Source organism: Sphingobium sp. (assembly GCF_003248505.1).
Lineage (GTDB): Bacteria > Pseudomonadota > Alphaproteobacteria > Sphingomonadales > Sphingomonadaceae > Sphingobium.
Genome location: NZ_QFOA01000010.1, coordinates 13,163 through 28,309 on the forward strand (window position 1 = coordinate 13,163; position 15,147 = coordinate 28,309).

Consider the following 15,147-nt stretch of genomic DNA (forward strand, 5'->3'; position numbering starts at 1 on the left):
GTCAGCGCAGGCCCAGATATTTATGGGCCTGCACCGTCAGCCGCCACATCGGCCGTTCCATTACCAGATCGACGCATGCGCGCGCGTTATCGACCGCGCGTGCGTCGTCGAGCGGCTGGATGAGGTGATGGGCGAACGCCCATCCCTCCATCGCCGCCAGGTCGGACATGCTGTGCCCGGCTCCCGGCTGCGGCCAGACGAGCTTGAGTTCGTCGCCCGACCTTTGCACCACCTCGCTTCCCGCCTTGGGGCTGATGCACACCCAGTCGATGCCCGAATGCGCGGGCAAGGTGCCGTTGCTTTCGATCGCGACGGTAAAGCCGCGCGCGTGCAGCGCATCGACCAGCGCGTCGTCGATCTGAAGCATCGGTTCGCCGCCCGTCAGCACGATGTAGCGGCCCTCGGTCCGCTCGCCCCAGAAGCCCAGCGCCGCATCGGCCAGCGCCTGCGCATCGGCGAACCGCCCGCCGCCCAGCCCGTCCGTGCCGACGAAATCGGTGTCGCAGAACCGGCAGACCGCACTGTCCCGGTCCTGCTCGCGCCCGCTCCACAGATTGCATCCGGCAAAGCGCAGGAAGACGGCGCGCCGCCCCGCCTGCACCCCTTCGCCCTGGAGCGTCAGGAACATTTCCTTGACCGCATAGCTCATCGCATCGCCCCGGTGTCAGGGCCGCGTGGCGTAGATAGTGGGATCGGGCAGGCCCGCTTCCGCGAACCCCTTGGCGCGCAGGCGGCAGCTGTCGCACAGGCCGCAATGCTTGCCGTCGGGCGTCGGATCGTAACAGGACCAGCTGATCCCGGCATCCAGGCCCAGGCGATGCGCCTCGCGCACAATGTCGGCCTTGCTCATATATTGCAGCGGCGTGTTGATACGGATCGCATGACCCTCCACCCCCGCCTTCGTCGCCAACGCCGCCATCGTCTGAAACGCGTCGATGAATTCCGGGCGGCAATCGGGATAGCCCGAATAATCGAGCGCATTGACCCCGATGAAAATGTCACTCGCCCCCGCCACTTCGGCAAGGCCCAGCGTCAGCGACAGGAAAATGGTGTTGCGCGCCGGAACATAGGTGACCGGAATCTCGTCACCCACCCCATCCTTGGGCACGTCGATGTCGGCGGTCAGCGCCGATCCGCCGAATGCGGTGAGGTCGAGCGGCAGGACGATGTGCCGCATCGCGTTGAGCGCCCGCGCCACGCGTTCGGCGGCGCGCAGTTCGACCCGGTGCCGCTGGTTATAGTCGATCGAAAGCGCCAGGATGCGATAGCCCGCTTCGCGCGCCAGACCGCCCGCGACCATGGAGTCGAGACCGCCCGAAAGCAGCACGACGGCGAATTTCTTGTCATTGCCAACCATGGGCTCGCGCTATCCCTCCCGCGTCCGCAACGCAAGCGGCGGACGGGCGATCATCCCTTGCACGCGCCTACGCGACGCCCTTCGGCGGCGAAGGCGAACGGTGCGCCATCGGCGATCCCCTGCGAGCGGATCTGCACCAGACGTGGCGTCTCTACCCGCAAATCGGTGCGCCCATTGCCCGCCGCCGCGCAGTCATAGGTCACGGACATGTCATGGGGGGCGTCGCTGCCGATGAAGCTGCGGCACTGCGCCTTGCCATGCCGGATATGAAGCAGCTGCCGAAGGTCGGTGACGCAAAGCTTGCGCACGTCCGACCCGTCGCCGCGTTCGCGCAATTCCCATTCCCCCGTCTCCAGCGCCTGCAAGGCAGACGGGAGCGCGGGAGGAGGCGCCGGCACCGGAACGCTCGCCGCACCGGCGGCAGTCGCGGCCGCGAGGATGGTGAGAGCGCAAAGCCCCCGGCGAAAATAGCTGCTCATGGTCCCTGTCCGATCCGGTATGACTGGCGTCGCGCGCCGCGTCGCTGCGACCAGTTGCGTTTTGCTACACAATTGCGGCAATTTGATAACGCAATCGGCCCGGCCTGCCTTTATTGACGCCCGCGATCAGGACGTGGCGAAACTGTCCAGCGCGATGGGAAAGATGCGCGAGCAAAAAGCGCAATCGACGCCGATGATCCCCTGCTCATCCGCCATGTCCGTCCGCTCGCTTTCGGGAAAACGGCCGATTACGTCGCGGATATGCGTCAGGTCGCACCGGCACCCCTTCGCCAGACGCCCCTCCTCGGTCACGCGGACTTCCTCCTCCTCATGGAACAGGCGCCACAGGATGTCGGACAGCGGTAGAGCGTCGTCGGTCAGTTCGTCGGGCCGCAGCGTTTCGGCGAGCACCTGCACATGCTCCCATTCCGGTTCGTCGTGGCGCACATGCAACCGCTCGCGCCCCACTTCGCCTTCGGGCAGATGCTGCAGCAACATGCCCGCCGCGATGCAACCATCGCCCGAATCGTGCCGCGTCGCGATGCGGATGACGCTGGGGATCTGTTCGGACTGGAAGAAATAATGCTCCGCGGCCTCAGCCAGCGACTGCCCCTCCAGCGGCACGATGCCCTGATAGCGCTCGCCGGTTTCCGCAAGATCGAAGGTGATGGCGAGGTAGCCCTTGCCGAACAGCCCGAACAGCGATGGGTCGGTGCCCAGTTCGACCAGGCGATCCGCGTCGAACTTGGCATAGCCGCGCAGCGCGCCGTCCTTGTAATCGGCGACCAGCAGGCTGACGACGCCGCTTTGCGTCTGCGCCTGAAGCGTCATCTGCCCGCCTTCATGCTTCAACGTGCTGCCGAGGAGCGCGGCGAGCACCAGCGCGCTCGCCAGCAGCCGCTCGATTGGCGGGGGATAGGCATGGGCGGCCAGCACCGCGTCCAGCGCCGGTCCCAGCCGCACGACGCGCCCGCGCACATGGCGCGCGGGGATGGTAAAGCCAAGGGCGGTATCGAGAAGGTCGGCAGTCACGTCACAGCTCCGGTGGTCCGAAGCGCAAGGCAGGCGCGACGGAACAGATCAGGCATCCGATGATGCGGGCAGGCGGCCTAAATAGGAAGCCTGCCGCGCAATCTCAACCGATCCGGCCCAGCGCCCAGAGCAGCACCGACTTCTGACCGTGGATGCGGTTTTCCGCCTCGTCCCAGATCAGCGACTGCGGACCGTCGATAACCTCCGGCACGACTTCCTCGCCGCGATGGGCGGGCAGGCAGTGGAGGAACTTCGCCTGTGGCTTGGCATGGCGCATCAGGTCGGGCGTCACCTGATAGGGCATCATTGCCGCCAGTTTTTCCTCGGCATGGGCCTGCCCCATGGAAATCCAGGTGTCGGTGACCACCACGTCCGCGCCCGCGACCGCCGCCACCGCGTCGCGGGTCAGCGTCACGGTCGATCCGGCGGCGCGCGCCGCCGCGACGAAGGCGGGGTCGGGATCGTAGCCCTGCGGCACGCCCACGCGCACGTCGAACTTCAACAGGCCCGCCGCCTCGACGATCGAATGGAGCACATTATTGCCGTCACCCAGCCACGCCCACTGACTGCCCGGCAGCGCCAGACCGTGTTCTACCACGGTCAGCAGGTCCGCGACGATCTGGCACGGGTGCGACAGGTCGGTAAGGCCGTTGATGACGGGGACGGTCGCATAATGCGCCATTTCCTCGACCTTGGCATGATCGTCGGTGCGGATCATGATCGCGTCGACCATGCGCGAGAGGACTCGCGCGGTGTCGGCGATGCTTTCGCCGCGCCCCAACTGGCTGGTCGCGCCGTCGAGGATCAGCGACGTGCCGCCCAGCTGGCGGATCGCCATGTCGAAACTGACGCGGGTGCGGGTCGAATTCTTTTCGAAGATCATCGCCAGCGTATGCCCGGCGAGCGGCGCGTCACGGTCCGCCGCGCCCTTCGGCCGGTCGCTGCGCGCCGCCTTCCGGTCGATGGCGTCGGCGATCATCGCGGCGATGGCGTCGCCGCCCGCGTCGGAGAGATTGAGAAAATGCTTGGTCATGATGAACCCCTCTTCCGTCCGGGCCGCCTTTCGCGCGCCCGGACGGGGGTTGGACTAGGCCGCCTGGGCTGTCGAAAAGCTCCGCGCTCCGGCGGACATCTTTTCCATGGCTTCGGCGATATGGCTTTCCTCGATGACGAGGGGCGGCAGGATGCGCACGACATTCTGCCCCGCCGACACCGCCAGCAGGCCGTGATGGTCACGCAGATGCGCCACGAAGGCGCGCGCGTCATAGGCATCGTTCATTCGGACGCCCAGCATCAGGCCCATGCCGCGCACATCCTCGAACATGTCGTCGTGGTTGGGGATGAGCTGTTCGAGCGAGGAGCGCAGGCGCGCGCCCATCGCCTTCACATGATCGAGGAAGCCGTCGGCCAGCACTTCGTCCAGCACGGCAAGGCCCACGGCCATCGCCAGCGGGTTGCCGCCATAGGTGGACCCGTGCGTGCCGAACACCATGCCCTTGGCCGCTTCCTCGGTCGCCAGGCACGCGCCCAGCGGGAAGCCTGCGCCGATCCCCTTGGCGACCGCCATGATATCGGGCTTCACACCATATTGCTCGTGCGCGAAGAAGGTGCCGGTGCGCGCATAGCCGCATTGCACCTCGTCCAGGATCAGCAGCAGCCCCTTTTCGTCGCACAGCTGGCGCAGCCCCTGGAGAAACGCCTGCGTCGCGGGCGTCACGCCCCCTTCGCCCTGCACCGGTTCCAGCAGGAAGCCTGCCGTATCGGCGTCGACCGCGGCGGTCGCGGCGGCCAGATCGTTGAACGGCACCACCTGGAAACCGGGAAGGAGCGGTTCGAACCCGTCGCGCATCTTGGGCTGGCTGGTGGCGGATATGGTCCCCAGCGTCCGCCCGTGAAACGCATTGTCGAAGCTGACGATCTTGTGCCGGTGCGCTTCCCCGTTGGCGTAGTGATAGCGGCGCGCGGTCTTGATAGCGCATTCGACCGCCTCCGCGCCCGAATTGGTGAAGAACACGGTGTCGGCGAACGTATTGTCGACGAGGCGCTGCGCAAATTTTTCGCCCAGCGGCATCCCGTAGAGGTTGGATGTGTGCATGAGCGTCGCGGCCTGATCCGCGATCGCCTTCACGATCGTGGGGTGGCCGTGGCCCAGCAGGTTGACCGCGATGCCGCTCGCAAAGTCGAGATAGCGCTCTCCGCGCTCGCCGATCAGGTGGCAGCCCTCGCCTCGGACCGGACGCACGTCGCACCGGGGGTAAACGGGCATGAGCGGCGTAATCGACATGGGCCTTCCCTTTCTGGACAGTGGCGGTCTTCGTGGGTGCGCGGGACAAATTGCGCGAAACGCAAAAAGGCGACCCCGCCGGGCCGCCCTTTGCGAGTGCCGCCTATACCGCCCGCCGCAAGGGGGTGCAACCCCGCCGCATAAGGCCGGTCGCGGGCAAGTGGATCAGCCGATCTGGTTCCAGGCGTCGGCGATTTCGGCAACGATGGCGCGGGCCTGCTCGACCGGCTCGGCCGCCCGATCCCTGGCCCCTTCGAGCAGCAGGCGGCGTGCCTCGCGGTAGATTTGCGCTAGGCCGGTGGCGACGTCACCGCCCTTGTCGAAGTCCAGGCTCGATTCGAGCGCATAGATGATCGACATGGCGCGGGCCTGCTTGTCGGACACCTTCGCCCGGTCGCCGTTGCGTTCGGCAAGCGCCGCCGCGTCCATCGCCAGCAGCAATTCGTCGAACAGGATCTTGACGAGGGCATGGGGCGTCGCGCCTTCCGTCCGGCTGCCCGAATGGACCGCCGCATAGCGCCGTGCCGCCGCGCCCCCTGCATAACCCTGGTTGTAGAACATCGTGCTGTCGTCCCGATTCAGTTATTGTTGCCGTTGGTCCAGACCTTGACCTGCTGGTCGAGGTAGTTTTGCGTAGCCTTGAGCGTGGTGAGCCGCGTATCCATGGCCGCGTAGATCTTGGTCAGCCGGTCTTGGTAATCCGACATCTGCGTGTCGAGCTTCGCCAGCTGGTCGGTGAAGGACTTGGCCGTATCCTGGTAACGCTGCTGCAACAGCTTGAGCGGGCCGTTGTCGCGTTCGACATTGTCGCGCACGCTGTCCATCAGCTTGGACAGACCCGGATTGGCGGTCGTGGATGTCTGCGGATTGACCATGTTGGTCACGCCTTCGGGGTCCGCCTGCAACGCGGAGGTCAGCCGCGTGGTGTCGAGCGAGAGCGTGCCATCCCGGTTGGTGGTGATGCCGATGTCCGCCAAAGTGCGGAAACTGCCCGTGCTGGCGAGCGGCGTGGAGGTCAGCGTCCCGAGCTGGCGCTGCATGTCGCGCACCGCCGACACGCCGTTCAGCACCCCGGCATTGGACGAATCCGTCCCCTTGGCCGTGGCTGTCCCCAGTGCCTTCGACAGAGTGTTGAACGCGCTCACGAATTCCTTGAGCAGGTCCGCGATACCGGCGGTAGGCTGCGTCATCGACAGGGTCGTGCCGGTGTCGGGAGCCGAAACCTTTGCGATGTCGATCCGCACGAACGGGATCGCGCCGTCGATCGTGTTGCTCGCATATTCATACTTTTGCCCGTCGAGCGTGATCTTCGCATTGAGGGGGTCGGACGTGCTGGTCATGGTCGACGGCGTGGCGCCATTGTCCCAGGCGAGGCCCTTCAGCACCGTGCCGTCGGCAGCGCCGGTGACGGCGAGCGTAAAATCGTTGTCGACGCCCGTTTCGCCCTTGAGCACCAGGCGTGTGCCCGACTGGTCGGTGACGACCCGCGCGGTGACGCCGCTGCCGCTGGCGTTGATCGATGCGGCGAGCCCGGAATAGCTGTTGTTGTTGAAATCGACCGTGATCGCCGTTTCCTTGCCGCCTGCGCCCTTGATCGTGAGCGTGCCGGTGCCGACCGCATCGCTGCTCTTCGCTCCAACCGCCGCGGTCGACGACAGGGCGCGCGCGGTGGCCAGCTGCTGCACCGACAGGCGCACTGGAAGGCCGCTGGGCGTGCCGCCGCTCAGCACCGATATGGTGGCGGTGGCCGGGTCGCTGCTGTTGGCGGTGCCGGTATAGTCTGAGCCCGACAACACCTCGCTCAGCGCATTGGCGAAGGTGTCGAGCGAACTGATCGCCGATCCGACCGCCGAGATGCGCGAATTGTTTAGCGTTTGCTGGTTGGTGATCGCCTGCTGCTTGGGATCGCGGGCGGCGCTGACCAGATTCTTGACGAGAGCGGACGTGTCCACGCCGGAACCCGCGCCGAGCGACGTCAAAATGCTGCTGCCTAACGTGGTCATGGGGCCGTCCTTTCAGGAAGATAGAACGGCCATATCGCGCAGACCTTTAGGAAATATTGTCGTAAGGTCGCTCGGAACGGGTCACAGGCTCCCGATCTGCTCCACCATGGCGCGCGACAGCTGCGCATGGGCGCTGTGGGCATAGGATGCGCGCTCGACGATCCGCTTCGCGACGGTTTCGGCATGCTCCACCGCCTCGCGGCTGGCGGGCGGCAGCGGCACGAACACGAAGGGCCGTGGAATCACCTGTTCGGTCGCATCTTCGACGCTCATCGCGCCTGCACCGAGGTCGGAGAGGATGGCGGCGACGCGCGCGTGGACCTCCACGAACTCGGCGACGCTGGCCAGGTCGCCGTCGCGCGGCGGGGCGGCGGCATCGGCCGATACCGGCCGGGCCTGCGTTTCGGGGGCGTCGGTGACGCGAACGGCGGCCGCCGCCTTCACTGCCGGAACGGGAGCGACGGCCCGCACGACCGAACGGTCGACAGGCGCAATCTGTGTCCGCGATCTGAAATCGTCCATGGCGCGCAAACCTTTCAAGTCCCCGACAACCGATAACGGATCGCCGCGAAAGGACTTTAAGTCGTGAAAGACATTTTTAGAATGCGACAACGAAGTAGACAGCTAAAACATTGTTTTCGCGACGAAGTAAAATCGCTCTCATCTGTCTATTTCGCTGTCTCCTTTCGCCCCTCCGCGTCGAAGCGCAAGTCGTCAGGGACCGTGACGAAAGGCCGATCCATCTCGCTCGCCATGCGGTTCTGTACTCGAAAGACGAAAGCGAGGACCGTCGCGACCGCGACATACAGTCCCTCGTTGACAATCTGTCCGGCGCGGCTGGTGAAGTAGATGGCGCGCGCGAGTTCGGGATATTGGAGCACGGTCACGCCGTTGGTGTCGGCCAGTTCGCGGATCGCGGCGGCGATGGCGTCGCACCCGCGCGCGACAACGACCGGCGCGGCGTCCTGCCCGGGGCGATAGCGCAGCGCGACCGCAAAGTGCGTGGGATTGGTGAGGATCACGGTCGATTCGGCGACCGCCTTGCGCGTCGATCCGCTCAGCACCTCGAACTGGCGGCGACGGATATGCCCCTTGAGTTCGGGCGAGCCTTCGCTTTCCTTGTGCTCGTCCTTCACTTCCTGCTTGCTCATGCCCAGACGCTTGGCGCGCTGCATGATCTGCGCGGGCACGTCGATTCCCGCGATCAGGAAAAGCCCGCCTGCCATGGCGAGGCAGGTGAAGATGAAGATGTCGCCCACATCGGCGATGGCGGAGGTGACGTTCGTCTTGCCAAGGCCGGCAATCTCCGCCAGCCGATCCCACAGGATCCACACGCCGATGCTGCCGAGCAGCAGCACCTTGGCGAGCGACTTCAAAAGCTCGATGAGGCCCTGCATCCCGAAGATGCGCTTGAGCCCCGCGGCGGGATTGAGCTTTTCGGGCTTGGGCGCGAACGCCCCGGGCCGGAAGCCGAGCGATCCCAGCAAGGCGGGCGCGGCAATCGCGGCGAGGAAGGTCGCGAGCATCACGCCCGCCACCGGCAGCAGAATGCCCGCCAGCAGCGCAGCGCCGCGCCGCGCGGGGGAAAAGTCCACGATGTCGTCGCGGCGGAAACGCAACGCTTCGACCAGCATATGCTGCAACGCGTCGATCAGCGCGGGGCCGATCACCGCCATGCAACCGATGCCCGCCATCACGACGAGCGCGGTGCCCAGTTCCCTGGACTGGAGAATGTCGCCCTTCTTGGCGGCATCCTGCAATTTCTTGGCTGTCGGCTTTTCGGTCTTTTCGCCGCCCTCGCTCCCGCCCGCCATGTCAGCGGCCCTCCGACAGGTCGCGCGCCTGTTCGAGGCCCGCCTTGAGCGAGGCGGTCATGCCTTCGGCCATGATCGGCACCCCGATCGCGAGCAGGACGAGGCCCGCCATCATCGCCATCGGCATCCCCACCGCAAAAAGGTTGAGCGACGGCGCGGCGCGCGACAGCATCCCCATCATGATCTGCACCAGGACGAGCGCGAAGGCGACCGGCAGCGCGACGGTGACGCCCGCGCCCAGCAGCGATCCGCCGAACTCGATCATGCGCCAGACGGTATCGTTCGACAGCAGCGCCGCGCCCGGCGGGATCGCGACATAGCTCTGCACGATGAAGCTCACCAGCAGCAGATGCCCGTCCATGCCGAGCAGCAGGAAGGTCGCGAGGATCGAGAGGAACTGCCCCACCGCCTGCGTCCCCTGCCCCGACGAGGGATCGACCATCGCGGCGAAATTGAGACCCATGGCGTTGCCGATCACTTCGCCCGCGACGAAGGCGGCGGCGTAGCCGATCTGCACCGCAAAACCCATGGCGAGGCCAGCGAGCACTTCGCCCGCAACCATCATGACCCCTTCGATGCTGGCGACACCGTCCTGCGGCAGCTGGATCGTGACGCTGTTGAGCGCGGCCAGCCCGAGCGCGAGCGCAAGGATGAGGCGCAACTGAAGCGGGACCGAGGGCGCGCCGAAGACGGGCGCCGCGATAAAGGCCGCGCCGGGCCGGATCATGGCGATCAGCCAGACCCACAGCTGCGTCTCGACGCCCGCGAAGCCCGGCGCGATCATTGCAGCAGGTCCGGGATGCGCTCAAAGATTTCGCGGGTGAAGTCGGCGATCAGCACCATGATCGACCCGCCGAACAGCACCAGCATCCCACCCACGACCAACAGTTTGGGAATGAAGCTCAATGTCTGTTCGTTGATGGATGTCGCGGCCTGCACCATGCCTATGACGAGACCCGCGATCAGCGCCGGGATCAGGACGGGCGCGGCCGCCAGCGCCGTGATCCACAGCGCCTGCTGCGCCAGACCCATGAAGAAGTCGGCGTTTTCCATGGCTCAGCGCCTGCGCCTCATGTCGCGAAAGACCCGGCGAGCGACCCCATGGTGAGCGCCCACCCGTCGACAAGCACGAACAGGAGCAGTTTGAAGGGCATGGATATGATGGTGGGCGAGAGCATCATCATGCCGAGCGCCATCAGCGTGGACGCGACGACGAGGTCGATGATGAGGAAAGGGAGAAAGATCATGAACCCGATCTGGAACGCGGTCTTGAGCTCGCTGGTGACGAAGGCGGGCAGGAGGATCGAGAAGGGGATGTCTTCGGGCGTGCGGAAGGCAGGCGCCTTGGCAAGGTTGGCGAACAGCTTGAGGTCGCTTTGCCGGGTCTGTTTGGTCATGAAGCCGTGCAGCACCCTGCCCGACCGCCCGACCGCTTCCTCGATGCTGATCTGCCCCTTGCCATAGGGGTCGAAGGCCTGCGCATTGATGGCGTCGACCGCCGGGCGCATGACGAACAGCGAGAGGAAGAGGGCCAGGCCCACCAGCACCTGATTGGGCGGCGTCTGTTGCAGCCCCAGCGCCTGGCGCAGCAGCGACAGGACGATGATGATGCGCGTGAAACTGGTCATCATGAGGATCAGCGACGGCAGCACCGTCAGCAGGCTCATGAGGATCAGGATTTGCAGCGACAGCGAGAGCGAGCGCCCGTCGCCCGACACCTGTCCGAGCGCGCGGGTCAGCGCGCCGCCATTGTCGACCGGCGCCGTGGGCGCTGCCGCCTGCGCCAAAGCCGGTTCCGCAAGGGCAAGGCCGGCGACGACGATCGCGCCGCCGATCAACCACAGCGTCGTCCTACCGGACACGGTAGGGGTCGCCTTCCGCGATCTTCTCGATCCGGTTGCGGGTGACGGCGACGAGGATCTTCTTCCCCTCGAACTCGACGACGGCAAGCTTGCCGAACGCGCCCATGGGAAGCGCCTCCAGCAGCTTGAGCGAACGGTCGCCCTGCCCCGCCCCGACCATGCCGGGCTGATATTTGCGCCACAGCCACAGGGCGCCGAACGCCATGCCGCCGACCAGCGGCAGGAGGATCAGCAGTTTGACGAAATACCAGACCATGAAAGGGCCGCCCGCTTGTCGTGGTTAATGCCTGTCGATTCGCGCTTTCCGCGCCCAAGGCAAGCGCAAAATCGCGCAGGCGCGATCAGCCGCGGCGTTCGATGCCCGCCAGGCGGTTTTCGGTCGCGGCGATGTCGACGATGCGGATGCCATAACGGCCATTGACCGTCACCACTTCCCCCTTCGCGATCAGCGCGCCGTTGACCATGATGTCGAGCAGGTCGTCGGCCTGCCGGTCCAGTTCCACGATGGAGCCTTCGGCAAGGTCCATCACCTCGGCAAGGCGCAGCGAGGTGGAGCCGACCTCCACCGACATGCGCACGGGAATGTCGGCCAGCAGCCTGAACTGGCGGTTGCTGGTCATCCGGCTGATCGGATCGTCGCCCCGCTCGATGCGGGGGGCTTCGCTCATGTCGCTCATTGGTCGGGTTCCTGTGCAAGCTTTTCGATCTGGAATGCGGCGCGGCCGTCCTGTTCGCCGATGCTGCCATGGGCGACGATGCGATTGCCCACGATCAGGGGCAGCGACCGGCCGATGGTGACGGGGATGACGTCCCCGACCTTCAATTGCATGAGGTCGGCGATGGAGAGGTTAGGGCGCGCCACCACGGTGCGGGCGGGCAAGCGGATGTCGCGCATCCGCCGGGCGATGCGCGTTTGCCAGACGGGATCGCGATGTTCCTCGTCGGCGGGGATGTTGGTGCCGGTCAGCGCCTCCACCGCGCGCAGGGCGGCCAGCGGGAAGAGGATGTCGACCGGCCATTCCTGATCGCGCGTCAGCGACACGGTGAAGCGCTGGAGCACCATCTGGTCGCCGGGCTGGGCGGCGGCGGCATATCCCACGCCGCTTTCGCGCAGGATGAGGCCGGAGTCGAGCGCAAGGATATCGGTCCAGGTTTCGACCAGCCGCGCGACGATCGAATCGGCGAGCCGGGCGATCAGGCGATCTTCGGTCGGGGTGAATTCGGTGCGCGCGGGCAGCGGGCGGTTGCCGATACCGCCGTAGAAACAGTCGACAAGGGTCGAGATCATGCCGGCGTCGAGGCGCAGCATCATCTGCCCCTTGAGCGGCATCAGGCGATAGAGGGAGAGGCTGCAAAAGGTCGGCACGTCCGCCGACCAAGCGCCGAAATCGAGGACGCGGGTGTCCTGGGGCGCGACATGGGGGCGAACGCCCGCGATCGGTTCGACCAGCGCGCGGATTCGCCGTCCGAGCTTTTCCGCCAGCCGGTCAAGCCCCGACAGCATGATCGGCGCCTGGCTTTCCCCGCGCCCGAAGGCGTAGGCCTGTACATCCGTCATCTCGGTCCCCTGCCCTGTGCCGGATGATCGGGGAACGTCCCGATCCCTTTGCGGGCAGGCCTATAAAATAACGAAAATGGTAAAATTCCGGTTAATCCGGGATGAGAGGACCCGGCCCGGCAACCTGGCCGGGCGCGCCGCCTACTGGATCACGAAGTTCGTGAAATAGACGTTGTCGATGCCGCCATAGCCGGTCTTCTGCTTCAGCACGTCGTTCACAACACCGCGAATCTTCTGTTGCAGCATCTGCTTGCCCTTGGGCGTGTCGAGCACTTCCTGCGGCTGTTGCGCCAGCATCATCAGCACCTGGCTGCGGATCGGCATTTCATGCTGTTTGACCGACGCGATCACGCGATAATCGTAATAGGTGGAGACCGCGATGCTGATTTGCGCGAAGGCATCGGTGTCCGACATGTTCGACGTGAAGGGCTGGGTAAGCTGGAAATAGGTCGCCTGATAGGCAGCGGGGTTGGCGGGCGTCGGCAGATCGATGCCCTTGCCGGGCGCGTGGCCGGGCGAGGGGGCATGGGCTTCGGGCGCAGCGCCGCCTTCGTGACCGCCCCCACCCTCGCCGCCACCGCCTGCCTCACCGGCCCAGCCATGCGCGGTCGCAACCGCCTGCGCATCCTCACCGGCGAGCACGAGCACCGGTTTGTTGGGGTCTTCCTTCGGGCCTTCCGCCTTGGGGCTGAAAAAACCGGCCGCATAAAGGCCGCCTGCCGCCCCGGCCCCGCCCACGACGACGCCGAGGACCAGCAGCAGGATCATTTTCATGCCCCCGCCCTTTTTCTTCTTGGCCTTCGGCTCTTCGCTCATTGTGTCTGTCCCCTGGGATTAGCGTGGCTCACGCATAGCGCGCGCGCGGCAGGTCCGCGGCATTTACGCCGACCTGTTCGGAATGCAGAACGACCGCATCGCCCTGGGCTTTAGCGCCGGAGCCGAAATTATCGCGCCCCTGCCCCCGGCCCTGCATCTGGGATTGCGCCGATGACTGGCTCCATCCCTGTTGCTGGCCCTGTTGCTGGCCCTGGGCCGTCCATCCGCCCTGCCCCTGCTGGCCGGACGATTGCTGCGAGCCCGGATGATTGCCGCTGTCGGTGCGTGACGCTTCGGCGACCACATGTCCGCGTTCGATCTTCATGTCGGCGATGCGAACCGCCGACAGCGCCGGGTCGCCGCGCAGCCGATCGCTTTCCTGCCTCAGCGCCTGTTCGGCGATGTCGCTCGCCACGGTGAGGCTGACCGCCGCGCCGTCCGCCGACTGGCGGATGTCGACCTGCACCGGGCCGAGCCGGCCCGCGTCGATCTGAAAGTGGCTCCGCGCCCCATCGGCGGAAAATCGGGCAATGTCACGGGCAAGACCGTCGATCCATTGGCCCGATACGCCCATGTCCACCACCTGCGCGCCGAGCGTCGCGGAAAGATCGACGGTCGGGAGGGCGGTCATGGCCTGAACCGGCGATGGCGGCGCGGCGGTGGGAGACAGTATCGGCGGCGTTGGAACGGCCTCCGGCGTCGCATGGCTGCGGGCCGGCATGTCGATAGCGCGGTCGGCGACCGACGTGCCCGCGTCACCCTCCCGCTTGTGGAGCTGGTCACGGGCCAGTTGCAGCAGCGACATCACCTCCGTCATGGACCGGCGCGGCAGGGCAGCGGCTTGCGAAGCTTCGGGCGACGGCGCGGGCCGGGCTTGGTCCAGCGCTTCGGATGCAGCCGGGTCAGCAACAGCGTTCGGGAGCGGCACGGACTGCGTAGCCTTGGGTGGGATTGGCGCGGATTGGGCCACAGCGACCGGGGGAACCGGCGCGGATGGGGGTGTCTCCGTCGATTCCGCGACCATGACGGGCAGCGTCGTGTCGGGGGATAGCGGTTGCGACGCCCCATTTGCGACCGGCGCACGGGCGGCGGGAAGCGAGGGTTCGAGCGTCGGCTGCTCCCCTACCGACGGACCGCGAGGGGTTTCCACAAAGGGCATCGCCGGGGCTTGAGCCATGATCGCGGCCGGTCGCGCGCTGCCGGTCACTGGAGACGTCGATGCTTCCATGCCAGCGATGGCCGGGGACGGTTGCGGCGTTTGCGCAACGACGATCGGCGGCGCGACTGCGACAGGAATCGGCGCAGGCGCGAACGGGGACGCAGGCACGGCAACCGCAGCGTCGACCGCTGGCGTTGCTGCCGTCTCGCGCTCCATCTCATGCGACGAGGCGTCTGCGGCGGGTATATCGTCATCCGCCAGGGGTAGTGCCGGGGTGGCAGGTGCCGCTTCCGGGAGCCGCGCGGGCCTGCCCTGCTTCACCGGTGGCGCATCGGCGGCGGCCCGCGCTTGCCCGCTGGGCGCCGACGGTAATGGGAGGGGCGCGACCGACACCTGTTGGGGCGACGTTTCGGAGGGGGCTGCTATTGCCGCGTCTTCAGCCGAAGGAGGACTGCCGTCGGGCGCAGGCGCGGGGACGCCCAGGGGCGCTGCTGGAACGGCGTCAGCGGTCCCCTGAGGTGGCGAGGGCAAGGGTGCTGACGCGGGCGGCGCGGGATGCGCAGATATAGGTAGAGCGGACGATTCGAACGCAGGGGACGCGGGCTCGGCTGGAGCGGGCGCGGGATGCGAAGACCGTTTCTCCACAGAGGGCGGCGGCGCTGCCGCATCCTGCATCAGCGTGGCGAAATCCGGACCGTCGCCCGTTGCCGGATCGCCCGATCTGGCGCTGGCGGGCGCGATGCCGGGCAGCAGCAGGGACTTGAGACTGGTCAGCATATTCAT

At 66.4% G+C, this 15,147-nt stretch carries 18 protein-coding genes; all 18 read right to left on the reverse strand.

The window, feature by feature from the left end; all coding sequences use genetic code 11:
• Nucleotide 1: 1 nt before the first annotated feature.
• The gene (gene queE, locus DI606_RS06160) at nt 2-649 is read right to left on the reverse strand and encodes a 7-carboxy-7-deazaguanine synthase (RefSeq protein ID WP_293980629.1); all 648 of its coding nucleotides are present in this window, start codon (nt 647-649) and stop codon (nt 2-4) included.
• A gap of 15 nt (nt 650-664) precedes the next feature.
• Nucleotides 665-1,357, reverse strand: a complete 693-nt coding sequence (gene queC / locus DI606_RS06165) for a 7-cyano-7-deazaguanine synthase QueC (protein ID WP_293980630.1) — start codon at nt 1,355-1,357, stop codon at nt 665-667.
• Between the two features lie 50 nt (nt 1,358-1,407).
• A complete protein-coding gene (locus DI606_RS06170; RefSeq protein WP_293980632.1) occupies nt 1,408-1,836 on the reverse strand; it encodes a hypothetical protein in 429 nt (142 codons plus the stop codon).
• Between the two features lie 126 nt (nt 1,837-1,962).
• The gene (locus DI606_RS06175) at nt 1,963-2,868 is read right to left on the reverse strand and encodes an Hsp33 family molecular chaperone HslO (protein ID WP_293980634.1); all 906 of its coding nucleotides are present in this window, start codon (nt 2,866-2,868) and stop codon (nt 1,963-1,965) included.
• 103 nt (nt 2,869-2,971) lie between these two features.
• A complete protein-coding gene (gene argF, locus DI606_RS06180; protein WP_293980635.1) occupies nt 2,972-3,901 on the reverse strand; it encodes an ornithine carbamoyltransferase in 930 nt (309 codons plus the stop codon).
• Between the two features lie 54 nt (nt 3,902-3,955).
• Nucleotides 3,956-5,152: an aspartate aminotransferase family protein gene (locus tag DI606_RS06185; RefSeq protein WP_293980636.1), complete on the reverse strand. Its 1,197-nt coding sequence runs from the start codon at nt 5,150-5,152 to the stop codon at nt 3,956-3,958.
• A 165-nt stretch (nt 5,153-5,317) separates the two neighbouring features.
• Complete coding sequence (gene fliS, locus DI606_RS06190; RefSeq protein ID WP_293980638.1) at nt 5,318-5,713, reverse strand: flagellar export chaperone FliS; 396 nt, start codon at nt 5,711-5,713, stop codon at nt 5,318-5,320.
• A gap of 17 nt (nt 5,714-5,730) precedes the next feature.
• The gene (gene fliD / locus DI606_RS06195; protein ID WP_293980639.1) at nt 5,731-7,155 is read right to left on the reverse strand and encodes a flagellar filament capping protein FliD; all 1,425 of its coding nucleotides are present in this window, start codon (nt 7,153-7,155) and stop codon (nt 5,731-5,733) included.
• Nucleotides 7,156-7,236: 81 nt separating this feature from the next.
• The gene (locus DI606_RS06200) at nt 7,237-7,677 is read right to left on the reverse strand and encodes a hypothetical protein (protein ID WP_293980640.1); all 441 of its coding nucleotides are present in this window, start codon (nt 7,675-7,677) and stop codon (nt 7,237-7,239) included.
• 146 nt (nt 7,678-7,823) lie between these two features.
• Complete coding sequence (locus DI606_RS06205; RefSeq protein ID WP_293980641.1) at nt 7,824-8,969, reverse strand: flagellar biosynthesis protein FlhB; 1,146 nt, start codon at nt 8,967-8,969, stop codon at nt 7,824-7,826.
• Nucleotide 8,970: 1 nt separating this feature from the next.
• Nucleotides 8,971-9,753 (reverse strand): flagellar biosynthetic protein FliR, encoded by a 783-nt coding sequence (fliR, locus tag DI606_RS06210; protein WP_293980642.1) that lies wholly within the window; start codon nt 9,751-9,753, stop codon nt 8,971-8,973.
• Nucleotides 9,750-10,022 (reverse strand): flagellar biosynthesis protein FliQ, encoded by a 273-nt coding sequence (fliQ, locus tag DI606_RS06215; RefSeq protein WP_293980643.1) that lies wholly within the window; start codon nt 10,020-10,022, stop codon nt 9,750-9,752. Before fliQ ends, fliR begins: the two co-directional genes overlap by 4 nt.
• A 17-nt stretch (nt 10,023-10,039) precedes the next feature.
• Entirely contained in the window at nt 10,040-10,831 is a 792-nt protein-coding gene (gene fliP, locus DI606_RS06220; protein ID WP_293980644.1) for a flagellar type III secretion system pore protein FliP, read from the reverse strand.
• Nucleotides 10,821-11,087 carry a flagellar biosynthetic protein FliO gene (locus DI606_RS06225; protein ID WP_293980646.1) on the reverse strand — a complete coding sequence of 89 codons (267 nt, stop codon included), beginning with the start codon at nt 11,085-11,087 and terminating at the stop codon, nt 10,821-10,823. Before DI606_RS06225 ends, fliP begins: the two co-directional genes overlap by 11 nt.
• 85 nt (nt 11,088-11,172) lie before the next feature.
• A complete protein-coding gene (gene fliN, locus DI606_RS06230) occupies nt 11,173-11,508 on the reverse strand; it encodes a flagellar motor switch protein FliN (RefSeq protein WP_293980648.1) in 336 nt (111 codons plus the stop codon).
• Nucleotides 11,505-12,389, reverse strand: a complete 885-nt coding sequence (locus tag DI606_RS06235; protein WP_293980649.1) for a flagellar motor switch protein FliM — start codon at nt 12,387-12,389, stop codon at nt 11,505-11,507. Before DI606_RS06235 ends, fliN begins: the two co-directional genes overlap by 4 nt.
• Before the next feature lie 141 nt (nt 12,390-12,530).
• The gene (fliL, locus tag DI606_RS06240; RefSeq protein WP_293980650.1) at nt 12,531-13,205 is read right to left on the reverse strand and encodes a flagellar basal body-associated protein FliL; all 675 of its coding nucleotides are present in this window, start codon (nt 13,203-13,205) and stop codon (nt 12,531-12,533) included.
• Between the two features lie 28 nt (nt 13,206-13,233).
• Complete coding sequence (locus DI606_RS06245) at nt 13,234-15,147, reverse strand: hypothetical protein (RefSeq protein ID WP_293980651.1); 1,914 nt, start codon at nt 15,145-15,147, stop codon at nt 13,234-13,236.